The organism is Halomonas sp. DP5Y7-2 (assembly GCF_019802025.1).
In the GTDB taxonomy this organism is placed as follows: domain Bacteria; phylum Pseudomonadota; class Gammaproteobacteria; order Pseudomonadales; family Halomonadaceae; genus Halomonas; species Halomonas litopenaei_A.
Genome location: NZ_JAHVHY010000005.1, coordinates 477,988 through 500,313, shown reverse-complemented (window position 1 = coordinate 500,313; position 22,326 = coordinate 477,988). Strand labels below are relative to the sequence as shown.

General features: G+C 58.2%; 21 protein-coding genes and 1 tRNA gene. 11 read left to right on the top strand and 11 right to left on the bottom strand.

Going from position 1 to position 22,326, the window contains the following annotated elements; translation table 11 throughout:
• Positions 1 to 167 precede the first annotated feature (167 nt).
• From rimK to KUW18_RS12080, 3 genes are read right to left on the bottom strand one after another with little or no spacing between them, the layout of a single operon-like run.
• The gene (gene rimK, locus KUW18_RS12090) at positions 168 to 1,082 is read right to left on the bottom strand and encodes a 30S ribosomal protein S6--L-glutamate ligase (protein WP_206943570.1); all 915 of its coding nucleotides are present in this window, start codon (positions 1,080 to 1,082) and stop codon (positions 168 to 170) included.
• Positions 1,083 to 1,115: 33 nt separating this feature from the next.
• Entirely contained in the window at positions 1,116 to 1,553 is a 438-nt protein-coding gene (locus KUW18_RS12085) for an ATP-dependent zinc protease (protein WP_206943569.1), read from the bottom strand.
• A 43-nt stretch (positions 1,554 to 1,596) separates the two neighbouring features.
• A complete protein-coding gene (locus KUW18_RS12080; protein WP_206943568.1) occupies positions 1,597 to 2,634 on the bottom strand; it encodes a DUF3549 family protein in 1,038 nt (345 codons plus the stop codon).
• 612 nt (positions 2,635 to 3,246) lie between these two features.
• Here KUW18_RS12080 and KUW18_RS12075 point away from each other — a divergent pair.
• From KUW18_RS12075 to KUW18_RS12055, 5 genes are all read left to right on the top strand, one after another.
• The gene (locus tag KUW18_RS12075; protein ID WP_206943567.1) at positions 3,247 to 3,993 is read left to right on the top strand and encodes an amino acid ABC transporter substrate-binding protein; all 747 of its coding nucleotides are present in this window, start codon (positions 3,247 to 3,249) and stop codon (positions 3,991 to 3,993) included.
• 17 nt (positions 3,994 to 4,010) lie between these two features.
• The gene (locus KUW18_RS12070; RefSeq protein WP_206943566.1) at positions 4,011 to 4,685 is read left to right on the top strand and encodes an amino acid ABC transporter permease; all 675 of its coding nucleotides are present in this window, start codon (positions 4,011 to 4,013) and stop codon (positions 4,683 to 4,685) included.
• Positions 4,682 to 5,440, top strand: a complete 759-nt coding sequence (locus KUW18_RS12065; RefSeq protein ID WP_222163669.1) for an amino acid ABC transporter ATP-binding protein — start codon at positions 4,682 to 4,684, stop codon at positions 5,438 to 5,440. The genes KUW18_RS12070 and KUW18_RS12065 overlap by 4 nt, the downstream gene beginning before the upstream one ends.
• A 63-nt stretch (positions 5,441 to 5,503) precedes the next feature.
• Positions 5,504 to 5,848 (top strand): YqcC family protein, encoded by a 345-nt coding sequence (locus KUW18_RS12060; RefSeq protein WP_206943564.1) that lies wholly within the window; start codon positions 5,504 to 5,506, stop codon positions 5,846 to 5,848.
• A 165-nt stretch (positions 5,849 to 6,013) separates the two neighbouring features.
• Positions 6,014 to 6,514 (top strand): gamma-glutamylcyclotransferase family protein, encoded by a 501-nt coding sequence (locus KUW18_RS12055; RefSeq protein ID WP_222163667.1) that lies wholly within the window; start codon positions 6,014 to 6,016, stop codon positions 6,512 to 6,514.
• A 111-nt stretch (positions 6,515 to 6,625) separates the two neighbouring features.
• On the opposite strand, the gene KUW18_RS12050 is transcribed toward KUW18_RS12055, so the two are convergent.
• Positions 6,626 to 7,267, bottom strand: coding sequence for an OmpW/AlkL family protein (locus KUW18_RS12050; RefSeq protein ID WP_206943562.1), 642 nt, complete (start codon positions 7,265 to 7,267; stop codon positions 6,626 to 6,628).
• 202 nt (positions 7,268 to 7,469) lie between these two features.
• A complete protein-coding gene (locus tag KUW18_RS12045) occupies positions 7,470 to 8,078 on the bottom strand; it encodes an OmpW/AlkL family protein (RefSeq protein WP_206943560.1) in 609 nt (202 codons plus the stop codon).
• Positions 8,079 to 8,605: 527 nt separating this feature from the next.
• Here KUW18_RS12045 and KUW18_RS12040 point away from each other — a divergent pair.
• The gene (locus KUW18_RS12040) at positions 8,606 to 8,953 is read left to right on the top strand and encodes a hypothetical protein (RefSeq protein ID WP_222561500.1); all 348 of its coding nucleotides are present in this window, start codon (positions 8,606 to 8,608) and stop codon (positions 8,951 to 8,953) included.
• A gap of 150 nt (positions 8,954 to 9,103) precedes the next feature.
• Here KUW18_RS12040 and putP read toward each other — a convergent pair whose 3' ends face one another.
• The 4 genes from putP to KUW18_RS12020 all read right to left on the bottom strand — a co-directional run bounded on the left by putP (position 9,104) and on the right by KUW18_RS12020 (position 15,422).
• A complete protein-coding gene (gene putP, locus KUW18_RS12035; RefSeq protein WP_222163665.1) occupies positions 9,104 to 10,582 on the bottom strand; it encodes a sodium/proline symporter PutP in 1,479 nt (492 codons plus the stop codon).
• A 176-nt stretch (positions 10,583 to 10,758) separates the two neighbouring features.
• The gene (putA, locus tag KUW18_RS12030) at positions 10,759 to 13,950 is read right to left on the bottom strand and encodes a bifunctional proline dehydrogenase/L-glutamate gamma-semialdehyde dehydrogenase PutA (protein ID WP_222561499.1); all 3,192 of its coding nucleotides are present in this window, start codon (positions 13,948 to 13,950) and stop codon (positions 10,759 to 10,761) included.
• Between the two features lie 159 nt (positions 13,951 to 14,109).
• Complete coding sequence (locus KUW18_RS12025; RefSeq protein WP_206943552.1) at positions 14,110 to 14,958, bottom strand: AraC family transcriptional regulator; 849 nt, start codon at positions 14,956 to 14,958, stop codon at positions 14,110 to 14,112.
• A gap of 92 nt (positions 14,959 to 15,050) precedes the next feature.
• Entirely contained in the window at positions 15,051 to 15,422 is a 372-nt protein-coding gene (locus KUW18_RS12020) for a hypothetical protein (protein ID WP_206943644.1), read from the bottom strand.
• Between the two features lie 277 nt (positions 15,423 to 15,699).
• On the opposite strand from KUW18_RS12020, the gene KUW18_RS12015 reads away from it, so the two are divergent.
• From KUW18_RS12015 to KUW18_RS11995, 5 genes are all read left to right on the top strand, one after another.
• Positions 15,700 to 16,617, top strand: coding sequence for a YeeE/YedE thiosulfate transporter family protein (locus KUW18_RS12015; protein ID WP_222561498.1), 918 nt, complete (start codon positions 15,700 to 15,702; stop codon positions 16,615 to 16,617).
• Positions 16,618 to 16,854: 237 nt separating this feature from the next.
• Positions 16,855 to 17,352 carry a phosphate-starvation-inducible PsiE family protein gene (locus KUW18_RS12010; protein ID WP_206943550.1) on the top strand — a complete coding sequence of 166 codons (498 nt, stop codon included), beginning with the start codon at positions 16,855 to 16,857 and terminating at the stop codon, positions 17,350 to 17,352.
• A 1,057-nt stretch (positions 17,353 to 18,409) separates the two neighbouring features.
• Positions 18,410 to 20,116: a glycoside hydrolase family 55 protein gene (locus KUW18_RS12005; protein ID WP_222561497.1), complete on the top strand. Its 1,707-nt coding sequence runs from the start codon at positions 18,410 to 18,412 to the stop codon at positions 20,114 to 20,116.
• A 91-nt stretch (positions 20,117 to 20,207) separates the two neighbouring features.
• Positions 20,208 to 20,507 (top strand): hypothetical protein, encoded by a 300-nt coding sequence (locus KUW18_RS12000; protein ID WP_222561496.1) that lies wholly within the window; start codon positions 20,208 to 20,210, stop codon positions 20,505 to 20,507.
• Positions 20,508 to 20,677: 170 nt separating this feature from the next.
• The gene (locus KUW18_RS11995) at positions 20,678 to 21,187 is read left to right on the top strand and encodes a M15 family metallopeptidase (protein WP_261396640.1); all 510 of its coding nucleotides are present in this window, start codon (positions 20,678 to 20,680) and stop codon (positions 21,185 to 21,187) included.
• Positions 21,188 to 21,221: 34 nt separating this feature from the next.
• Here KUW18_RS11995 and KUW18_RS11990 read toward each other — a convergent pair whose 3' ends face one another.
• Positions 21,222 to 21,617, bottom strand: a complete 396-nt coding sequence (locus KUW18_RS11990) for a helix-turn-helix domain-containing protein (protein WP_222561495.1) — start codon at positions 21,615 to 21,617, stop codon at positions 21,222 to 21,224.
• Between the two features lie 435 nt (positions 21,618 to 22,052).
• A tRNA-Gly gene (locus tag KUW18_RS11985) sits at positions 22,053 to 22,126 on the bottom strand.
• Positions 22,127 to 22,326: the final 200 nt, after the last annotated feature.

Here is a 22,326-nt window from a genome sequence, read left to right as displayed (position 1 = left end):
TAAGGACGGCGAAGTCGGGCGAAATAGGTAGCCTGGGCGTCCTCGCGTGATCAAGGCGATCATGCTTTCGGCTACCCGGGATCTGGGAAGCGGATAACACAAGGGCGACCGCTGATGCGGTCGCCCTTGTGGTGCGCGGCGTTCAGGTCGTCATCGGCGTGACGTCCTCAGCCTTTCGGTTTGGCGGGTGCCCGTGTCCTCGGTCGTGCGGTGGCGCTCTTCTCGAGGTGTTCAATGACCAGGCCGGCGATGTCCTTGCCGGTTGCCGTCTCGATGCCTTGCAGGCCCGGAGAGGAGTTCACCTCCATGACCACGGGACCGTGGTTGGACCGCAGCAGATCTACCCCAGCGACGCGCAGGCCCATGGACTTGGCAGCACGGATCGCGGTGGAACGCTCTTCCGGTGTGATGCGGATGACGCTGGCACTGCCGCCACGGTGCAGGTTGGAACGGAACTCACCTTCGGCGGCCTGACGCTTCATGGCCGCCACCACCTTGTCGCCGATCACAAAGCAGCGGATGTCGGCGCCCCTGGCTTCCTTGATGTACTCCTGCACCATGATATTGGCCTTCATTCCCATGAAGGCCTGAATCACCGATTCAGCGGCCTGGTTGGTCTCCGCCAGGACCACACCAATTCCCTGGGTTCCTTCCAGCAGCTTGATGACCAGTGGAGCGCCCTTGACCATGGTGATCAGGTCGGGAATGTCGTCCGGCGAGTGGGCAAAGCCAGTCACCGGCAGGCCGATCCCCTTGCGGGACAACAGCTGCAACGAGCGTAGCTTGTCGCGTGAGCGAGTGATCCCGACGCTGTCGTTGAGAACGGTGACGTTCATCATCTCGAACTGTCGCAGGACCGCACATCCATAAAAGGTGACCGACGAGCCGATCCGGGGGATGACGGCGTCGAAGGGCTCCAGCTCTTCCCCCTTGTAATGAATGGAGGGGTGGTGCGAGGCGATGCTCATGTAGCAGCGCAGGGTATCCACGACGCGTGCTGTGTGGCCGCGCTGTTCGGCGGCTTCCACCAGACGACGGGTGGAGTAGAGATTGCGATTGCGGGACAGCAGTGCGATGTGCATGTGCGAGTCTCCAGAGCTGGGGCGGTGGAACCGTCAGGGTTCGCCGTGAAGGAAAGTGGCACCCGGTGCCACCAGCAGGCGGCGAAGGGCACGGCGTCCCAGAAGCATGGGGTGGCGCATATTGCGCCTGTCGGTCAGCGACAGCTCGACGGGAAACTCCAGGTCCCCCATCTGCATGCGTGTGCGCACGAAGTAGCGCCACTCAGCGTGACCATTGGAGCTGGTGACCTTGCGCCTGTCATGCAAGTGCATGCGGTATTGATGCGCCGGGCTATCAGGCCCGCCCGCGCGACTGACGAAGCTGACCCACAGAATATCGTCTTCCTCGAAGGACTCGATGTCCTCGGCATGCAAGGCTGATGTGCGTGCGCCGGTATCCACCTTGGCACACAGATGCAGGTGCAGGTCCGGCAGGATCACCATCTCGCGACGACCGACAACCGCTTGTGCCTGAAAGGGCAGGTCCTTCATATCGTCTCCTTGTAGGGGTAACCCGAACACACCAGTGGGCAGCTCAATGACCCTGGCGTCCCTTGACGATTGCCAGGCGGCTGGCAGTCGCTGAGCCCTCAGGTGCCTGGCGCAGGGTCATCAGCACCGGCAGGCGTAGCCGCGGGATCTGTGCCAGGTCCCTGGCGAGTGCCATAAAGTCAGCTTCCTCGTTGGCTGCCAGTCGCTCGAGAAAGCGGGGCAGGCGTTCGGCGTCCTCTAGATGTTGCCATCCGCGTGCGGCCATGGCCGCCAGCGCATCGGGACCGCAGGCATGACGGTCGGCCAGTAGTTGATCGAACCAGTCGGCAGCAACGCGACGGGAACCTCCACCGACGGCCCTGATGCAGGCGCAGTAGGTCTCGATATCGCCGTCACGGGCAGCTTGCTCGCCCCGTTGCCGCAGGCTGTCTGCCACGGCCTCATCAATGGCGACATGTTCCAGACAGTAGCATAGCGATGTCAGTACTTCGCTGTGCAGCTGCGGGATTGCATGGCGCAGTTGACGCTCGGTGTCGGTGGACAGTCGCACCACGTAGTCGGCAAGGCCTTGCAGTCCCAGTGCCTGCCAATCATGGCCGGCCTGTCCGGCGAAGAAGGCCTCGACGGGCTCGAGGTGTTCGCTGGCGGGGCGCTCGAGCTCGGCGCTGGCGCGGGCGTGCAAGACTGCCTGGAAAGCCAGTGACGGCGTGAAGGCCAGCGGATTGTCCTTCATCAGGTTGTCAATCTCGTCCTCGGCCGATGCCTCTAGCTGCTCGGCGCTTCGCCCCAGGGTCGATAGCAGGCGCTCCAGAAAAGCATCCCGTTGAGCCGCATCCAACAAGCCTTGCTCATCCAGCGGAAGGGCCAGAAACCAGATCAGTGGGTCCTGCATGTCGCCAAGGCGGAAGACCATGGCCAGCCTGGCCTTGCCTTGCCAGGGTTCTGGCCAGGGCACATCGCCGGCCTCGAAGTCAGCCAGGGTGTCCAGTGAGCAAGGATGTACGCGACGCCCCATATGGTAAAGATGCACGTCGGCACCGGTGAGGCGGAAGAAGTCGTGAAGAGAGTGGATCGCTTGCATGGTCGCTCCGGAAGATCAGCGTGCACTCTATCGTGCAGCGGCAGGTCTGTCAGCCGTCTGACCGCTAAATTTACGGCTATGGAATACATGGTGGCACGATTCGCTGGCGATTTTTTGACCAGGTGCCGCTAAAGGCCGCCAGTAGCGCGCTGTGCCAGTCTGTTCAGCGGTTATCCACAGGGACATGCAGGGCTTCTGTGCATGAAAGCGTCGCTGGTCCCTGTGGGTGTCATGCCTGTTGTTGTCGCAGTCGCTGTCGCTGTTGATCGTGATAGCGATGGGGCTGCTCTTGCCGCCTAACCACTGCTGCCCGAGGCCCCATCAGGTGTCTCTTCACGTTTAGCTCCGCCGCTGTGATGTCCCAGATCCATGCTGTAGGCAGGACCGACCAGGCGATAGGCGTTGCCAGGAGGGCTGTTGTCTCCTGGTCATAGCCGCGAGCTATGGCTGCTAGGCAGCTTTTCCACTGCGTCTGCTATCTAAATGGAATATAATGGGGGTCGTTTATTCCAAATTATGCTGAGGCGAGGGTGGGCCGTTGGTTGAAATTGTTCAGGTTGCCTCCAACTGTCTCTCCCTTTGCTGTCCATTACTGTCTTGAAGGAGTCGTCCATGGTTCGCCAACTGGCCGCATCTCTCGCTATCGCTGGTGCTCTCGGTCTCGCCAGCAATGCCTACGCTGATCCGCTCAAGGTGGGCATGTCGGGTGGTTATTTCCCCTTCACCTTTGTCGAACAGGACACCCTGAAGGGATTCGAGGTCGACGTCATGGAGGCGGTGGCCGACGAAATGGGCGTTGAGGTTGAGTTTGTCACTGCCAATTTCTCAGGCCTCTTTGGCATGCTGGAGTCGGGCCGTATCGACACCATCGCCAACCAGATCACCATCACTGAGGAGCGCGAACAGAAGTATCTGTTCACGTCGCCCTATGTCTACGATGGCGCCCAGGTGGTTACCCGGGAAGGTAATGACGAGGTGACCGGTGTCGAGGACCTGGCAGGCAAGACGGTCGCCGTCAACCTGGGGTCCAATTACGAGCAGCTGTTGCGTGAGCTCCCTTTCGCTGACGAGGTGGACATTCGCACCTACGAAAGCAATATCGAGCAGGACACCGCGCTCGGGCGTGTTGATGCCTTTGTCATGGACCGCGTCAGTGCGACCCAGGTGATCAAGGAGAAACCGCTGCCGTTGGCCCTCGCCGGCAAGCCGTTTTCCGAGATTCGCAATGCGCTTCCCTTCCGCCAGGAAGACGAGGCACTGCGGGATCAGGTGGATCAGGCGCTCGAGACCCTGCGTGACAATGGCACTCTGGGCGAGATTTCACAGCGCTGGTTTGATGCCGACATCACCACGCCCTGAGTGAGGGTGGCCAGCACATGAAGCTCCTCGATCTCGATTACATGCTTGGGCTGGTGCCCATTCTGTTGAGCTATCTGCCGCTGACGCTAGGCATGGCATTGGCTGGAATGGTGCTGGCCCTGGCCCTTGCCAGTCTGCTGGCGGTGGTTCGGGTCCTCAAGATACCGGTGCTCAATGGATTGACGCTGTGGTTTATCTCGTTCTTTCGAGGTACGCCGCTGCTGGTGCAGCTTTTCCTGTTCTATTACGGGCTGCCCCAAGCGCTGTCCTTTCTAACCGCTATTGATGGCATTACCGCGACCATCATGGGGCTGACCCTGCATTTTTCCGCGTATATGGCAGAGTCCATACGTGCCGCCATTGTCGGCGTCGACCGCAGCCAGACCGAAGCCGCGCTGTCGATAGGCATGACCAATGGACAGCTGATGCGTCGGATCGTGTTGCCCCAGGCAACTCGCATCGCCGTGCCGACGTTGATGAACTATTTCATCGACATGATCAAGGCGACCTCGCTGGCGTTTACCCTCGGCGTTACCGAGCTGATGGGAGCCACCCAGAAAGAGGCGGCGGGCAGTTTTCTCTACTTCGAAGCCTTTATCACCGTCGCGCTGATTTATTGGGCCATCGTGGAGGCGCTGGCGTGGCTGCAGCGACGTCTCGAATACCGACTCAATGAGGCCTATCGGCGATGATCAAGATAGAACAGCTAAGCAAGCGCTTCGGTGATACGCGAGTGCTTGATGGCATCGACCTGAACATCGAGCAGGGCGAGATTATCGTGGTCATCGGGCCGTCCGGTACCGGCAAGTCGACCTTGCTGCGATGCCTCAACTTTCTTGAGCGGCCTGATGGCGGACGCCTTACCCTGGGCTCGCTGAGCCTGGACCTGGCATCTGCCAGCAAGTCCTCCATCCTGGAAGTTCGACGCAGGACTGCCTTCGTCTTTCAGAACTACGCGCTGTTCGCCAACAAGACTGCCCTGGAGAACATCGCGGAGGGCTTGATTGTCGTCAACCGCTGGCCCAAGGCCAAGGCCCACGCCCGTGCCCGCGAGATTCTCGAGCGCATCGGCATGGCGGACAAGGCGGATGCCTATCCGGCATCGCTTTCTGGAGGGCAGCAGCAGCGCGTGGGTATTGGCCGTGCCATGGCCGCCCAGGCAGAGGTCATTCTGTTCGATGAACCGACCTCGTCACTGGACCCTGAATGGGTAGATGAAGTGCTCGCACTGATGAAGCAGCTGGCCCGGGAGCGACAGACCATGCTGGTGGTGACCCACGAGATGGCATTCGCGAGGGACGTGGCCGATCGTGTGGTGTTCATGGAAGGTGGGCGCATTATCGAGCAGGGGCCACCCTCGGTGCTGTTTACATCGCCCCAGGATCCGCGGACCCGCGATTTTCTACGCAAGGTGCTGCCTGCGGATGACGCACTCTCGCCCGGCTAGGGCGGGTCGGTCCGTTGGCTTCAGAGCCCCATCCTTATTCATTTTTAACGACAGGGAGGCTGCATGCCGACCGAACCCACTGTACATGATGATCTTGCCGCAGCCCTGAGGGAGCTTCAGGCCACCATGAAGGCCGCCAACATGTGGCGCATGGACAAGCCTGAGCCGGCGGCATTCAACAGTCAGCAGCCGTTTTGTATCGACACCATGTCACTGCCCCAATGGCTGCGCTTTGTGTTCATTGCACGCCTTGAGGTGCTGGTAGATCAACAGGCAGCGCTGCCCGCCAGCTGTGATGTCGCTCCTGCGGTAGATGCCTATCTGATTCAGGAAGGGGCCAGCGCTCAGGATCGCGTGTTGCTGCGCAAGGTGGTGGAAGACATTGACCGTTTGATCACCGACAACTGAGACCGCACCAGCCTCGGCAGAGCGCGTATCGCCGGTGCGCACCGTGATGCGGATACTGTTCTAGATAGTGTTCTAGATAGTGTTTTAGGTAGTGGTCTAGAGAGTGTGCAGTAGGTCAGCCGACGCTGTCATGAACACTCACGCGAAGATGATAAGGAGCGTAACGTGCCCTGGTACTTTGCCTACGGCAGTAACATGAACCTTGCACGGGTCGACGCCCGTATCGGAGAAACGCGACGCGTGCTGCCTGCGACCCTTGAGGAATACGCACTGCGTTTCAACAAGGCTTCGAAAGTACCGGGGATCGCCCACGCCAATGTGGTGCCCGCCGCTGGCAAGCGCGTTGAAGGGGCTCTGTTCGAGCTGATGGTGCCTGAGCAGATCGCGTCCATGGATCCCTTCGAAGGCTATCCCCATGAATACACGCGCCAGCGCTTGCCACTGCAGACCGCCGAGGGGGTCATCGATGCCTGGGTGTATATCGCCAGCGCCGAGCGCCAGGGGGAGGGGCTCAAGCCCGCCCGCGAGTACCTCGAGCACCTGCTGGCCGGTCGTGACTTCCTGAGCGAGGGCTACCACCAGGCGTTGGCAGCGGTGGAGGCCGTCGAGCACCTCGATGATGCCACCCTGGGGCGGTTGGGACTTTCTCGCCACCATCCCCGCTAGAGCCGCTGCCTCGCTCGAGCCTCACGCAGGCTCAGCCACTGGCATCGACAGCACAGCGCCCGCGCCTGCCTGGCAGGAGCGGGCGCTGCATGTATGCGGACGTGCTCTGGATCAGAAGCGGTAGCTGATACCGGCCATGATCACGTAGGGGTCCACCTCGATTTCGCCGATGTCCTCGCCGTTGAGATCGACGTCGCTGTCGATATCCAGGTACCACACCGCCATGTTGGCCGCCCAGTGATCGTCGATCAGCAGGTCCAGGCCCGCCTGGCCAGCCCAGCCCCAAGACTCTTCCAGGTCCAGGTCAGCACCCTGAAGGTCGATGTCTTCATCAGAGAAGTGGGTGTAGTTGACACCGATGCCGGCATAGGGCTGGACACGGGAAGCGGTGCCACCGAAGGGATAGTATTGCACGGTCAGAGTCGGCGGCAGATGCTCGACGCTCGCGCCAATATCGTTGCCACCCACGTTCAGGTCCACGTCGTGTTCGAAGGGCTCGGCGGCCAGCAGTTCGACGCCAAACTTGTCGTGGAAGCGGTAGCCGAGGGTGAAGGCAAAACCGTTGTCGTCATGGACATCGGTGTCCATGGTGCCGCCCATCAAGGAACCGTTGTCGGAGTCAGGCTTGACCTTGGCCACACCGACGCGTGTATAGAAGTCGCCCTTGCCATAGTCGGCAAGCGCTTGTGTGCTGACGAGGGCAGCGGAGCCAAGGGTGGCAATCAGTGCGGTAGTGACCAGGGGATGGCGCATGCAGTTCTCCTTGCGTACTGGCGAATGGGCGGACCCGATGTAAGCCAGTCTATGCTGTAGTGAGAATGCAGTTATTGACCTGCCTCAATACCTCTTTCGGTTCATGCCAATGGATTGGCCAACGAAAACGGCGCCTGGAAAGCCAGGCGCCGTCGTGTCAGCGATCGATGGAAATCAGACGCTGTCTTTCAATTACTTCTGGTTAGAAGCGGTAGGTGACGCCTGCACCGATGGTCATCGGATCGATTTCGGCTTCGCCGACGTCGCTGCCATTCACTTCGATATCGGAGTCGACGTCAGCGTAGCGTGCGTAGGTGCCCACCAGCAGGTTGTCAGTGACGCTCAGGTCAAGACCAACCTGTGCGGCTGCGCCATAGGAGCTATCCAATTCGGCGTTGAAGCTCTCGTCCGAGAAGTGGGTGTAGTTCATGCCCACGCCAACGTAGGGGTGAACACGGGCGTTTTCGACGCCACCCAGCGGGTAGTAGTTGAGCATCAGGTTGACCGGGGTGCGGTCCACGCTACCAATGTTGCCGCCGCCTACAGCAATATCATGCTCCATGGCTTCGGAGCCGTTCAGCTCGACGCCGAACTTGTCGTGGAACAGGTAACCTGCGCCATAGGCAAATCCGTTCTCTTCGGAGACATCAATGTCCTGACCGGCGATGTCACCATTGTCTGAAGTGGGATCGGCCTTCTCAAAGCCACCGCGCACGTAGAAGTCACCAGCCTGGTAGGCCATGGCGGACTGCGCAGCAAAAGCAGTGGTGGCGAGAAGAGCAGCGGTTCCCATCAGTCGTGTCATTTTCATGGTGGACCTCCTTGATGATCCTATGGCTTCGAAAGGTGAAGCTATGTTGTACAGGGCACAGTTTACGAACAGTGTTTCTAAATGTCTTGTAGAAATAAATAATCGAGTCGATAGGGGTAACTAGCGAAAAACTATGGAACTAACGAGCTGGCACCGTGTCACTGAATCAAATCTGTACAACTTTTTTGCACATTTGGGGTGTGTGGCGGGCCAAACAGCGGAGTGCCACGAGACAAAAGCTGAGTCTACGGCGCAGGAGCGACGGCCCGAGGGGCAAGCGCTAGAGGCCAGGGGCCAGGGGCCAGGGGCTAGAGGCCAGGTGCCAGGAGCCAGAAGGCCAGGGACTGGAAGGCTAGGGGACGGCAGTGAGAAAGCCAACACGGGGCGGTCACTTGCCCTGGACGACGCCTCAGGCGAGCAGGGGACAGCTGGGCAATGGCAACGGGTGGTCCACGCGAAACCTCGCTGAACGGACGGAAATCGTCTTCACTGTGAGGTAATCATCTACCAATGGCGGGGGCGGCATTGTGATCAGACGTAACCGAAGCCGGTGGCTGGGCGTCTCCAACGTGCCCTGGGGGATGGCAGCCTTGGCGCTGGGCGCCTCTGCCTTGCTGGCGGTGTGGCTGCTGCTAGAGCCCTGGCTGATCAGTGGTCTGACACTGCCTGCTCGTGTGTTGATGGTGGGGCTAGGGCTTTGGGTAGTCGGCGTCGGCTTGGCACTGCCATTGTGCTACCCGTTGGTCACAGCGCCCCCTGTCGGCGCGTCTCGCATGCTCATGTGGCTGCGAAGAGCAAGCGCCGTGCCCTGGTACCCCTTGGCCCTGGCGACCTTCGTCACCTTGTTGTTGGCCCGTTACATTGGCGTGATATAAGGGCATCCGAGTGATGCAACGGCCGAGGCGCAGTGACCTGTGAGCAGTGACCAGTGACAGGCCAAATACCGCCCCATATGAGAAGGCCGTCCCATATGCAGAAGGCCGCCCATCTGGGCGGCCTTCTGCGTGACGGCTGTCATTCAGCGCTTATGCATCTTCCAGTGTATCGAACTCTTCGGTGATCTCGCGGCTAGGCTCCTGAGTGGCAAGACTGACCACCACGATGGCGATGTAGGCAAAGATCACGCCCGGTACGATTTCATACAGATCAAACAGGCCACCTGACAGTTCAGCCCAGGCCACGACGGTGACGCCGCCGACCACAATGCCGGCCAGGGCGCCCCACTGGTTCATGCGGCGCCAGTACAGCGACATGATCAGGGCAGGACCGAAGGCGGCACCGAAACCTGCCCAGGCATAAGACACCAGACCCAGTACGGTGGAGTCAGGGTTCATGGCCAGCAGGTAGGCGACGATGGCGATACCCACGACAGCCAGGCGTCCCACCCAGACCAGCTCTGATTGGCTGGCATCGGGGCGGAACAGCGCCTTGTAGAAGTCGTCGGTCAGGGCAGAGGAGGACACCAGCAGCTGCGAATCCGCGGTGGACATCACCGCCGCCAGAATGGCTGCCAGCAGAACGCCTGCGACCAGAGGGTGGAAGATGGCGTTGACCATCACCATGAAGATGGTCTCACCGTCACCCAGGTCACGGGTCATGTAGACCAGGCCCAGCAGGCCCACGGCCATGGCGCAGACCAGGCACAGTCCTGACCAGGTCACCGCGATGCGGCGCGCGGTGGGAATGTCCGCTTCGGAGCGAATGGCGGCAAAGCGCGCCAGAATGTGGGGCTGACCGAAGTAGCCAAGGCCCCAGGCCAAGGAGCTGATGATGCCGATGGCACTGAGAGTTTCGCCGGTGGAAGCATCGACGAACCAGCTCAGCATGTCGGGGTTCTCTGCCAGGATCTGCTGGCCGCTGGCACCGAGCCCGCCCAGCTCAGTCAAGGCGATGACCGGAACGATCAGCAGCGCTGCGGCCATCATCAGGCCCTGAATAAGGTCCGTCCAGGATACCGCCAGGAAGCCACCAAAGAAGGTGTAGGAGATGATCGCGAGGGTGCCGACGGTGACCGCGATGGTGTAGTCGAAACCAAACACGGTCTCGAACAGCTTGCCGCCTGCCACCAGACCAGAACTGGTATAGAACAGGAAGAACAGCAGGATGAACACCGCCGAGATGACCCGCAGCAGAGGCGCCTTCTCGCGGAAGCGTTTGGCGAAGAAGTCCGGCAGGGTCAGCGCATCACTGGCCTTGAAGGTATAGATGCGCATGCGGCGTGCGACGATGAGCCAATTCAGCCAGGTGCCGATCAGCAGGCCGACGGCAATCCAGGATGCAGACAGTCCGCTGACGTAAGCGGCGCCGGGAAGACCCAGCAACAGCCAGCCCGACATGTCCGAGGCACCCGCCGAGATGGCCGATGTCCAGGGACCCAGGGAGCGGCCGCCAAGAATGTAGTCTGACAGGTTGGTGGTGCGCTTGTAGGCGATGATGCCGATGACCAGCATCAGTATCAGGTAGAGCGCGAACGTAATGCCAATCGTGGCGTTATTTTCGACCATGGGGTGCGTTCCTTGTGGTTTTTGTCGTGGGTGAATGGCGTTCTCTCGTCACCGTCTTTATAGCAAGACCGATGACCCCTTCAGTGGGCGCGGTGGTCGTTCGCGTCCCTGCGGTGTGGTGGCCTTCCCCGGGGTAACGGAGAAGACCACCGATGCCAGCGGCCGTGGCCGACCGGTCATTCGTCTCCCAGTGCCAGCAGCGACGCATTGCCTCCCAGCGCTGCAGTGTTGTTCGTTACCGTCTTTTCGGTCGCGAAGCGCAGCAGGTAGTGCGGCCCACCGGCCTTGGGGCCTGTGCCGGACAGACCTTGCCCGCCGAAGGGCTGAACGCCTACGACTGCGCCAATGATATTGCGATTGATGTAGACGTTACCAACTCGCATTTTCCGCGCTATTTCAGCGGCAAAGGATTCGTTGCGGCTGTGAACACCAAAGGTCAGCCCGTAGCCACGGCCATTGATGGAGGCAATGACCTTGTCGAGGTCCTTGGACTTCCAGCGCACTACGTGCAATACCGGCCCGAACTGCTCGCGCTCCAGGGCATCGATGCTGTCGATGTTGAAGGCGGCGGGGGCGATAAAGGTCCCATTGCGGGTGTGCTCAGGCTTCAGCGGCGTCTCACTGATCAGGCGTCCCTCGCCCTTGAGCTTGTCGATGTGTGCCTGAAGGTTGCGAGACGCATCCTCGTCGATCACCGGGCCTACGTCAGTACCCAGGTCACGGGGGTCGCCGACGTGCAGCTCTGCCATGGCGCCATCAAGGATTTCCAGCACGCGGTCGGCAACGTCGTCCTGCAGGTAGAGAACGCGCAGTGCCGAGCAGCGCTGACCGGCACTCTGGAAGGCAGAGTGAATCACGTCCGCAACGACCTGCTCTGGCAGGGCGGTAGAGTCCACGATCATGGCATTCATTCCCCCGGTCTCTGCCACCAGGGTAGGCAGTGCAGCGTTCTCACGCTCGGCCAGGGCACGATTAATGATCTGTGCTGTGTCTGTTCCACCGGTGAACACTACCCCGGTGATGCGAGGATCACTGGTCAGCACGCTACCCACGGTAGGTCCATCACCCGGCAATAGCTGGACGACGTGGCGGGGCATGCCGGCCTGATAGAGCAGCTCGACCACGCGATGGGCCACAATCGACGTCTGCTCCGCTGGCTTGGCCAGTACCGTATTGCCCGCAACGGCGGTAGCCACCAGCTGCCCACAGAAGATGGCGACAGGGAAGTTCCAGGGGCTGATGGCGGCGAATACCCCCTTGCCACCCATGTGCAGGCGGTTGGACTCGCCGGTTGGGCCGGGCAGATCAGTAGGCTCGGCAAACAGCTCTTCGGCGCGAACGGCGTAGTAACGACAGAAGTCGACGGCCTCGCGGATTTCATCCACGCCATCGGTCAGCAGCTTGCCCCCTTCGCGAGAACATAGCGCCATCAGTTCCGCCAGGTGCTCTTCCATCAGGTCGGCGAAGCGACGCAGGATATCGGCGCGCTGCTTGACGGGGGTGGCTTCCCAGTCGGGGAAGGCTGCCCAGGCCGCATCAATGGCTTTCTCCGCTTGTTCGCGGGTGGTCCACTGCACGCTGCCGACGGTCTTGCTGCGGTCATAGGGGCTGGTGACCTGATGCGTCTGTGCGGCGTCCTCGGCAATGTCGAAGGCCAGCAGGGGCCGGGCCTTGTAGGTGGTGTCCATGTGCGCGGACATGGCCTCCATCAGCGGCTGGTACTGACTGTTGATGGTCAGGTTGACGCCCTTGGAGTTGGGGCGATGGGCACCGTAGATGTCACGCGGCAGAGGGATCTGCGGGTTGGCGATGGTCTTGTACTGACGCAGGGTCTCGATGGGGTGTACGCAGAGGGACTCTACCGGCACCTTCGGGTCGACGAGCTGGTGCACGAAGGATGAGTTGGCACCGTTTTCCAGCAGCCGGCGGACCAGGTAGGGCAGCAGGTCCTTGTGTGCCCCTACCGGCGCATAGATGCGGCAGTAGGTGCCTTCGGGCGCGCGCTGAAGTGCGGCATCGTATAGCGCTTCACCCATGCCATGCAGGCGCTGGAATTCAAACGGTCTGCGCGTGTGGTTGGCCTGCTCCAGAATGGTGGAGATGGTGTGGGCATTGTGGGTCGCGAACTGGGGAAAGATGCGGCCCTTGGTGGCGTCCGACAGCAGGAAGCGGGCGCAGGCGAGATAGGCCACGTCAGTGGAGGCCTTGCGCGTATAGACCGGGTAGCCGTCGACTCCCAGCTGCTGGGATTCCTTGATTTCAGTATCCCAGTAGGCGCCCTTGACCAGACGCAGGGGGATTTCGTCGCCCTGGAAATCGGCCAGACGGTTGAGGTAGTGAAGGACCGGCAAGGCGCGCTTGGAGTATGCCTGTACGACCAGTCCGAAATGGCCCCAGCCCTTGCAAACGTCGCTTTCGTAGACGGCGCGGAAGACCTCCAGGGAGAGCTCCAGGCGGTCGACTTCCTCGGCATCGATGGTGACAGCGACGTCGTTCTCGCGGGCAAGTGCCGCGAGTTCCTTGACGGTGCCGACGAGCTCGTTCAGCACTTGCTCGCGACGGCCGAATTCGTAGCGGGGGTGCAGCGCCGAAAGCTTGATGGACACAGACGGTGCTGGGGTCTTGTCAGCCAGCTGGCGGCTGGTCTTGCCGACCTGACGGATGGCGGTGGCGTAGTCTTCGTAGTAGCGGCCGGCATCACGGCGAGTACGCGCGGCCTCACCCAGCATGTCATAGGAATAGGTGTAGCCCTTGTCGAACAGCGGCTTGGAGCGCTTGAGCGCTTCGTCGATGTCGCGGCCGAGGACAAACTGCTTGCCCATGACCTTCATCGCCTCAACCATGGCCCGGCGAATCACCGGCTCACCCATGCGATTGACCATCTTGTTGATAAAGCCGCTGGGCTTGCCGTCCTTGGGCTTGTCCAGGCTGACCACGCGCCCGGTCATCAGAAGCCCCCAGGTAGAGGCGTTGACCATCCACGACTCGCTCTTGCCGAGGTGCGCTTTCCAGTCCGCGGGACCCAGACGATCTTCGATCAGCGCGTCCGCCGTTTCCTTGTCGGGGATGCGCAGCATGGCTTCAGCCAGACACATCAGCATGAGGCCTTCATGGGTGTCCAGGCTGTACTGCTGCAGCAGCTCGTCGATGGTATCTACCGCGGTGTCCATCTCGCGGACCTCGCGGACGAGTGACGCTGTCTTCTGTGCGACGCGCTCGATGTGCTCGTCCTTGCCATCGATCAGCGCGATCAGCTCACCCACATAAGCGTCTTCCGCGACCACGTAATGGTCGCTGATACGGGTAAAGAGGGTGTCCAGATCCTGCTGCCAGGTGGCGTTGTCGAGCATGTTGTTGGCGTTGAGCATGTCAGTCCCCAAAGAGTGAACCGCCAGGGGGCGGGAAGAGCGAATCGCGAACCGAGTCGCGAAACTTGGGCATGGTGGCAAGCCTAGGTGGCAGACATCTTTCATGCTTGCCATATCCACCGAAGGATTTGCTAAATCCCCGGTCCTTGTGTCTTAACCCTAGCCTTGTTGTGCAGTTTTGGCAGGCTGAGCCGTGTTGGCAGAGAGGTGAGCGTGATTCAACGCGGCAGCGCCGCTCAGGTGGCGTCGTGCTTGACTGGGCGGGTGGCCAAAGTGCTTGCGGTAGGCACGTGACAGGGCGCTTTGATGGGCAAAACCCGTGAGGGCCGCAATCTCGGAAAGAGGCAGGCGGCTTCGCAGCAACAGCCGTTGCGAGGCCTGAAGGCGTCGGCGCATGACATATTGCCAGGGAGATAACCCTGTCTGGGCGCGGAAACGCTCGGTGAAGTGGGTTTCGCTGAGACAGGCGAAGGCCGCCAGATCAGCGACCTTGAAGCGCCTTGCCAGGTGATCATCGATGTAGCGGTCGAGGGCGCGCAGGTCGATGCGTCGGTGCTGGGCATTGGTTCCGCAGTCAGCCGCTAAGCGCGCATGAAGAGAGCCGAGAAAGGTCGTGGCAAGTCGCTCTTGGTGGAGCGCTGGCACCGGGCCTTCTTCGGCCAGATGGTCAAGCTCTGCCACCAGGAAATCCAGGTAGCGTCTCAGCGGTGCGTCCAGCGTAAAGAAGCGCGGTGCGTCGAACAGGCGCGATAGCTCGTGATGATGGCCGGTCAAGGCGAGGGCGTCATGGGGGAGGTCGACGATCAGTTGGCGATTGTTGCCAGTGCCAGCGTAGTAGTGCAGGTGGTTGGCAGGAACGATGCAGCCACAGAAGGGCTCTATGGTGCCGCCAAGGCCCTCGATATCGAAGTCAGCACGACCGGCCAGGGCGATAACGATCTGGTGGTAGTCGTGAGAATGGTGTTGCGTCGCGGTATCCAGGGGAATTCGCCTGATGGCGCTGCTCATCCCATGCCTCCCGCCTAGGCTCGTGAAGGGGCTATCATAACTCATCGGTGCACAATTCTCATCGCACACCCGTCTTTCGCTACGATCCTGGCTTACGGCTGCTGGCGGCGTTCCTGCAGACGCGTGTGAGCGGCCAGGTGGTCCCGCAATGCTCGCAGGTCCTCATGCCCAGCAGGGTCCAGCAGCGACTTGCCTCGACTGACGCGCCCAAACCGACCGTGCTCTTCTACCAGGTGGCGGGCCCGCCGTCGGATGCCTTCCAGATACTCGTCGTGGCGAATCGGATAGAGGATGACCGCGTTCCACTCATCTTCGCTGACTGTGCTGTCCAGGGCACGGTCGAACAGGTCCAGCAAGTGGCGGGGTTCCGTCCTATATCGCGGTGTACCCGATAACATCAGTACCGCAAGCACCGCCAGAAAGATAACCAAGCAGACGGCAAAAACGAGGAGAAACAAGGACAAGGTCATGGTGGAGCTGCGCAAGAGTGGTGGAAGCGAGCGACGCTGGGACAGCCTCTCATATCTTGGCGTGAATGTCCCGTGACGCGCCTACGCGCTGGGGGACTGTGGTACACCCATCGTGGATTGCATATTGTTACATGATGAATGAATGATCCTACGCAGGGCACATGCGTTGGCTAAGAGCGGCGGCATCACGGGAGACGGCCTGCCTGATGGATGACTCAAGGTTGCCTCTGTCGCATCCGTGGTGGGGATACCGAGACAACGAGGGGTGCTGATGGTCTTAGGGGTAACGCTGGTACTGGCAGTGCTGCTCGGTTGGCTGGCCCAGCGAACTGGGCTATGTATGGTCCGAGCGGTACAAGGCCTGCGCATGTGGCGCCCTGGACTGCTACTGACCATTCTGGGCTGTGGCGCCTGGTTCTGGATGATCAGTCCATGGTTGGTGCATTTTCCCCTGGGTGACGTGTTGATGCGGCATGCCGCCGGTTGGCCCTTCGTCCTGGGAGGAGGCTTGTTCGGCCTGGCAGCAGCGGTCAATCATGGCTGCTCGATCTCGACCCTGTCGGCGTTGGCCAGAGGCCAGTGGCACATGCTGGCCACCATTGCCGGCTGGGTCCTGGGATGGTGGCTGTTGTATTGGCTATCTCCCGACATCCCCTACACCACTCTGAACGCAACCTTCGCGCCTGCCTGGTGGGCGGTGATGGGGGTCGTCGCTCTGTCTCTGCTTGCGATCTGGCGCCTTTCTCCTGGTCATCGCCGTATCTATGCTGGCGTGGTGGTGTTTGGCGCTATTGGTGGCGTACTCGGCGCGCTCGAACCCCACTGGTCACCAAGTCAACTGATTCGCGATGTCGCCCAGAGGCCATTGATGGAACATATGCCCATCGACTGGCCAAGCGTCTCACGAGTGTTGATCAGCGTGTTGATCGTGGCGGGAATGATGGCTGCAGCGCCGCGTCGTGGACGCAAGGAGCCTGAGCCCTTCATGGTGGCGCGCTGGATGAAACACCTTGTCGCCGGGGTGGGGATGGGGGGCGGTGCTGCGCTGGCGTTGGGAGGAAATGACCTGCAGCTACTGATTGCACTACCTGCCGGCTCACCCGGCGCGGTCGTCGCCCTTTTGTTCATGATTTTGGGGATATGGCTCGGATTGGTGCTGGAAGAGCGTTTCATCCAGCGCTCCCGTTGAGGCGGCATACAGCAAACCTCTGGCCAGTGGCGGGTATGGGGAAACGTCTCAGGCAGTCACGTTGATACCTTTGACGGTAGGCCCAGGCCAAACAGACTACGTTCCTATTGATCATACGTGCGCCGCGCTACCGCCACGATAAACGGCCACCGACATCGCCAGCGCTATTGGCACTATTATCGGCAATATCATCGGCACCGTTTCCCCAAGCCCCGCAATGCGGTTCAGAGGTGAACTATGACCACGACGCCAGGCGATACCTCCCAGAAGGATGTTGCGGATAAGCGCCAACAATTGATTCATGATGAGCTGCCTAAGGAGCATGAGGACCCCCTCATCAGTGCGCTGCATCGTATCATTCGCTTCGGTGTCAAGATCCTCGCTGTGCTAATGGTGTTTGTCATCCTCTGGGGCATTATTGATGTTGTCTATGTACTCTACCAACAGCTATCGTCTCCTCCGATACTGCTGCTGGAGGTCGGAGATATCTTTCGGCTTTTTGGCGCTTTTATGGTAGTGCTTATCGCGATAGAAATATTTATTAATATTCGCCTCTATCTGGGTACGGATGTACTTCCCATTCAGCTTGTTATTGCGACAGCGCTAATGGCAATTGCAAGAAAGGTGATTGTCATGGATTTCGATGCGGTCACTCCTCAGTATGTGTTGGCAACCGCTGCCGTCGTGCTTGCGTTGGGAGTGACACACTGGCTAGTGTCTCGAAAGTCTAGGTAAGTCCGTCCAACTTCCATGACAGCATTCGCCGCCGCTAACTCTTGGTGCACACAAGTTCTTCTAAGGGGCCATAGGCTGACAAACGTCCTGCAGACCTTCGCCGCCATGTCAGTAAAATTCGCTCCATTGTTGAAGTATCGGTGAGGTGGTCACGTGGAAATATGTGGAAGTTGTATTTTGTATAATACAGCTATTGGCTGGGCGTGAGAGTGTCATGAATCCCTATTCTTGTCGGTGAGAGCGGGCCAGAGGTGTGGGGAGGGAGCAAGCTTGTCGCTGGCCCGCTGCGCTGTGGGTTAGCATTGCAGTCGCATACAAGTTCGCATCAAGCTGCACATATCGTTTGGTGGAAGGAGTCTAAACGCGGTGGCCAAGTGAGGTAACGTGGCGCTATCAACGTGGGCTAGTCAGCCTACCATCTTGCGCGTCATACATCGCTCCGATGGGCGATGGTTCGAATTCCCATGTAACACACCCCGTCAACAAATCACATTAGATGCATGGACTTTCAGCAACTTATCGCCTTGACGTGGCTGTCTCCTGGCCGAGCCCAGTGGTAGGTGAGTGTTATCTCATTGAAAAGTAAAGCGTGCTTTACCTTCAGGGCTTTACGTCATCATGATGGCCAAGGTGGAATGAATATATCCTTTGCCTTTCAGAGGCTTGTATATCTGCGGCTTGGTACCGCACTTATGGATTGTTCGCTAACTGGTGTGCTGCCACCTGGGTAAGTAAAGGATAGATGTGGCTACCCTGTTAGTGGTGGTGAGGTTTACAGTGTGTATTCCGCATAATACATTTCATAGTGTCGCGTTATCAATGCGACATCATCATCGTGAAGAAGGCGGTATGCCACTGTCAGTTGGGAAGAGTGTCATTGGGTATTGGAGAGCATATCTCTGAAGCACGACCTTGCCAGTTTGACGTTGACCATGGCCCATGAGGAAAACGGGCAATGGAAAGGTGTGGTGCTGGTTGAACTGGCCTGGCAATAACTCGCCTGGCACCGGCGAGAAAACGATATTCGCGTGGGTGCGAATGTCGGGAGCGTACGGAAATGGCTACACATCATATTGATAAACTGTTGTCTGAAGGATCTCCGATTATTGTTCGTGATACCTTCAGGGCGCCAGCGCCAGCGTCGGCGCGGGCAGCTGGCGCTGGGACTGTCGAACTAGGAGACATAGGTAATGCTTATGTCACTACAACTGAGGGCGGTGCACCACGACCCTTGGTCGAGAGATTTCACGAGTATATTAATGTGAAAGACTATGGGGCCTTGGCTGACGGTGTGACCGATGATGGTCCCGCCATTGCAGCGGCCATTGAGGTCGCGGGCATCGGGCAAACGGTGTACTTTCCCAGCGGCGTTTATCAGATTGGCTCCGCCATTGTGACTGAGAAAGTCGTGTCCCTGAAGGGTGATGGAGCGAGGTCGACGGAACTTGTTTTTTTGCAGGAGGGGCTCACGATACGGGCCACGACGGATACAGGCGGGGATACTGCGGTAATCTCTGACTTGGCATTTTTGGCCAAGTCGATGGGGACGTATACTGGTTTGACGTTAGAATCCCATGATAAGCCTGGACCTAAGCCGCCTGCCTTTATTTTGCGGAACTTGAAATTTCATGGTTTCGATACACGCTTCGGTGTTCAAAACAAGTACGAATGGAAAAGGTCGGTATGTTTGGATAATGCTGATAAGTCGGTATTGCACTCAATTTTTATCTATGGAAAAGAGCGATCCAGTGTCGACAATTATGACACCAATACTATCGGTGTAGAGGTCAATAATAGTACGGGTGTTGTCTTTGATAAGGTGGATGTCTATCGTGTCAAGACAGGGTTTTTGGTATCGGGACAGAGCGAAGGACATAGCTGGGTAAATGGCGTTGTTGTGGCGGCTAATGTTGGTGTCCATTTCCATGAGCTAGTAACACCGTCTAATAATTTTAGTATACGAGGCGTACATTACTCTTGTGAGAAATATGGTATCTGGATGGAGAGCTGGTCCGGAGGATACGGTGATCGCTCATTTGTTAGTAAATTTAACAATATTTCTAGCTGTTTCTTTCTTCAGAGGAAATGCGAAGGAAGCCGTGCTGACAGTACCAGTGGAATTGCCATGAGAGAATACTGTGCAATTCGCATGTCCACAAGTTATAGCACGATTTCGGATGTAGCGATACTGAGTAATCTAAGCGGCGACTTTCGTCCTGATTTGGATCATAACCGTGGCATCTATCTGGATGAGGGAAAGTACAACATTATCTCAAGTGTTCTATGTGTCCAATCCGGGCTTGCGGTGGATACACTATCATCCAAGAACAATGTAGTGACGAATGTTGTATCTGAAGGAGAGTATGAGTCAATAGCTTCGGGTGGCGGACTGTTGAAGGGACCCGGTGATATCTCCATGGTGCGATCGAAAGAGAAGGGGTGGGAACTGACCTCTCGCAACGTTCTATTCTCAGTCGAAGCAGGGCCAGTGCTTAAGCTAATAAATGGTGCTGGAAAAGGGCAGGCAGTCAATCAGCTTGAGGCGTTTTCTACGGGGGCTGATAAGCGTTGGGTGGGTATCAGAGCAAGCAGCGTTGACGATGCGTATCCAGACCAGGATATCGCGCTTCTGTCATCGGGAGCAGGGCATGTCAGGTTCGGGCGCTTTTCGCCAACTTCCTCGGCGGCTGTCACAGGATTCATCGAGATCAAGGATATGTCGGGAAGGGTCAGGAAACTGGCAGTCGTAGAGGATGTTCATTGACTAGACGGTGGGGCAGTCGCCACCTGACAGGTGATGGCTGCCCGCTGCACGTCTGCGGCATCTAGGTTCGACGAACCTCGGGAATATCAAAATGGATGGAACTCATGATGCGGTGATGCTGCTTTATACCAGCGGCGCGGTAGCGCTTGGTTCCATCGTCAGATGGTTGGATAGCTTTCGCAAAAGAGACATGACCAAGTTGGATGTGCCTCTTGTTGCAACGGAAGTCTGCGGTGGGATCCTGTTAGTGGTCGTAAGTATAGGGTTAAGTGATTACTTTTATCTCAAGAGTTGGACAGAAATCGCTGTGGCGGTGATGTTAGGAAGGGTCGGTCCTTCCTTTATCGGCCGGTGGGCGATTCATCTGATCGAGCGTATGGTCGTAAAGTAGCTTACATGGTAAGCCATGATGACCGTCGACGGTCACTATAGGACTAAGATAACGGTGTCGTGTGATCGAGGACTTCCTGGTTACATGTTTGAAGCCGACAGCACACAGCGCAGTGATGGATGAAGTGATAATGTTCGAGTGGTACGGTAATGCTACAAAAGTGATCTTGAATGAGTTTGTTGTATGTAGATGATACGGTAATAGCAGGTGGTGTCATGATGATGACATTAGAGCGAAACAGAAGAAATACCAAAGGAAGTAGTGACCACAACGCTGGACAGCACGATAGGCCTTCAGGTTTTTCGCTTGGGAAGCGGAGTGTCGACAATCTTGTCGGCGTTCATCCTGACCTGCAAGCGTTGGTGTACCGCTGCATTACGCTAAGCCAGATCGATTTCTTTGTGAATGAAGGGGTTCGATCGCTGGAGAGACAGCGGGCGTTATTGGCATTGGGGGTGACGAAGACGCTCAATAGCCGGCATCTTACCGGGCATGCTGTAGATCTTGTGGCACTCAAGGATGGCCGCGCCTCTTGGGAGTGGCCCGACTATCGGGCGATTGCTGACGCAATGAAAGCCTCTTCCTCGCGGCTGGGCGTACCCGTTGAGTGGGGAGGGGACTGGAAGAGTCTCAAGGATGGGCCGCATTTTCAGCTTCCATGGGAGAACTATCCCTTATAGGCGTTACAGGATAACGCGCCAGGGGCTACATGTGTCATGTCGCCCCTTTTCTCTGATCGATCTTGTCGATCAGTTCCAGAAACTGAGTCAGCTGTGAGGCGGTCAGCTCTTTCTGAAAGGATAGCAAGTAATAGCCATTCTCTGTGTTTCGTATATCAATCCATTCGGCGTGTGGCGCTTTTTCATCAGCCTGTGTAATGCCGGTGAGTTCGCCCGGTGTTACCGCAAGAACCTTTGCCAGACGTGTTGCATACTCACTACTGGGTATAGACTTTCCTCTGGCATAAAGGCTGATGCAATTTCTTGGCATGTTTGCCTTGCGAGCCAGTTCTGCCTGACTCCAGCCATGGCGATGCATCGCATCAAGCACGAGAGCCTGTACGCGTTCACGAAGATGTGATCTGGCTTCTTTTATGTTTTGATCACTCATATCTTTCCCCTTCCGATAGGTCGTCATTCAACGTCGCCGAAAAAAGGTGTTGTCAAACATTGGTGTTATTGAATATTAAGAGACAGATTTTGGGAGAACAAGCATATAACGGAAGGGGGCGGCCAGCACATTCCTTGAATATGCTAGTCGAGTGGCAGGCAGCGGTACGGTGGGAATGATGGGGCCTTCACTATTATTTGGCTCAAGGAACTGCCATTCGTTGCGAGGTGATGCAGGGAAAGATTATGCATGCCAGAAAGGTGTGCGATATCACAGCTGCCTGGGCGAGGGTACATTGATGAATCAATAACGCCTGAAAGGCGTTGGGTAGATACTGCGGAGTCGTCGTAACTGACGCGTTGCTTCTAGCAAATGGCGAGGTGTTGGTTAAACAAGGTAAGAGGTGGTGCAAGAGGACCGGGGGAACTAGCGCGCTGGAGCGGGTGAAGGGAATCGAACCCTCGTCTTAAGCTTGGGAAGCTTCTGCTCTACCATTGAGCTACACCCGCAAGGCGGTTTCGATAGTAAACTCAGTTGCTTAAGCCTGCAAGAAAAAGACGGGGCATGCCGGCTCCGGCCTATCATCACCGCGACCGCCTGGTCGCTATATGGCTGACGCGAGAGTCGCCTTTGTCGTCGATCTTGCCGCCGATGTTGCCGATATGCGGTCCTGTTCCAGCATGCAGGATGTGGCCCCTGAGGGTCCCTT

Bases quoted from the DNA above. Each gene is read 5' to 3' on its own strand.
- KUW18_RS12080 (WP_206943568.1), bottom strand. From the start codon at position 2,634: ATGCAAGCGATCCACTCTCTTCACGACTTCTTCCGCCTCACCGGTGCC.
- KUW18_RS12045 (WP_206943560.1), bottom strand. From the start codon at position 8,078: ATGAAAATGACACGACTGATGGGAACCGCTGCTCTTCTCGCCACCACT.
- KUW18_RS12070 (WP_206943566.1), top strand. From the start codon at position 4,011: ATGAAGCTCCTCGATCTCGATTACATGCTTGGGCTGGTGCCCATTCTG.
- rimK (WP_206943570.1), bottom strand. From the start codon at position 1,082: ATGCACATCGCACTGCTGTCCCGCAATCGCAATCTCTACTCCACCCGT.
- putA (WP_222561499.1), bottom strand. From the start codon at position 13,950: ATGCTCAACGCCAACAACATGCTCGACAACGCCACCTGGCAGCAGGAT.
- KUW18_RS12000 (WP_222561496.1), top strand. From the start codon at position 20,208: ATGGATGGAACTCATGATGCGGTGATGCTGCTTTATACCAGCGGCGCG.
- KUW18_RS12010 (WP_206943550.1), top strand. From the start codon at position 16,855: ATGACCACGACGCCAGGCGATACCTCCCAGAAGGATGTTGCGGATAAG.
- KUW18_RS12075 (WP_206943567.1), top strand. From the start codon at position 3,247: ATGGTTCGCCAACTGGCCGCATCTCTCGCTATCGCTGGTGCTCTCGGT.
- KUW18_RS12085 (WP_206943569.1), bottom strand. From the start codon at position 1,553: ATGAAGGACCTGCCCTTTCAGGCACAAGCGGTTGTCGGTCGTCGCGAG.
- KUW18_RS12015 (WP_222561498.1), top strand. From the start codon at position 15,700: ATGGTCTTAGGGGTAACGCTGGTACTGGCAGTGCTGCTCGGTTGGCTG.
- putP (WP_222163665.1), bottom strand. From the start codon at position 10,582: ATGGTCGAAAATAACGCCACGATTGGCATTACGTTCGCGCTCTACCTG.
- KUW18_RS12005 (WP_222561497.1), top strand. From the start codon at position 18,410: ATGGCTACACATCATATTGATAAACTGTTGTCTGAAGGATCTCCGATT.
- KUW18_RS11990 (WP_222561495.1), bottom strand. From the start codon at position 21,617: ATGAGTGATCAAAACATAAAAGAAGCCAGATCACATCTTCGTGAACGC.
- KUW18_RS12025 (WP_206943552.1), bottom strand. From the start codon at position 14,958: ATGAGCAGCGCCATCAGGCGAATTCCCCTGGATACCGCGACGCAACAC.
- KUW18_RS12050 (WP_206943562.1), bottom strand. From the start codon at position 7,267: ATGCGCCATCCCCTGGTCACTACCGCACTGATTGCCACCCTTGGCTCC.
- KUW18_RS11995 (WP_261396640.1), top strand. From the start codon at position 20,678: ATGAGTTTGTTGTATGTAGATGATACGGTAATAGCAGGTGGTGTCATG.
- KUW18_RS12060 (WP_206943564.1), top strand. From the start codon at position 5,504: ATGCCGACCGAACCCACTGTACATGATGATCTTGCCGCAGCCCTGAGG.
- KUW18_RS12065 (WP_222163669.1), top strand. From the start codon at position 4,682: ATGATCAAGATAGAACAGCTAAGCAAGCGCTTCGGTGATACGCGAGTG.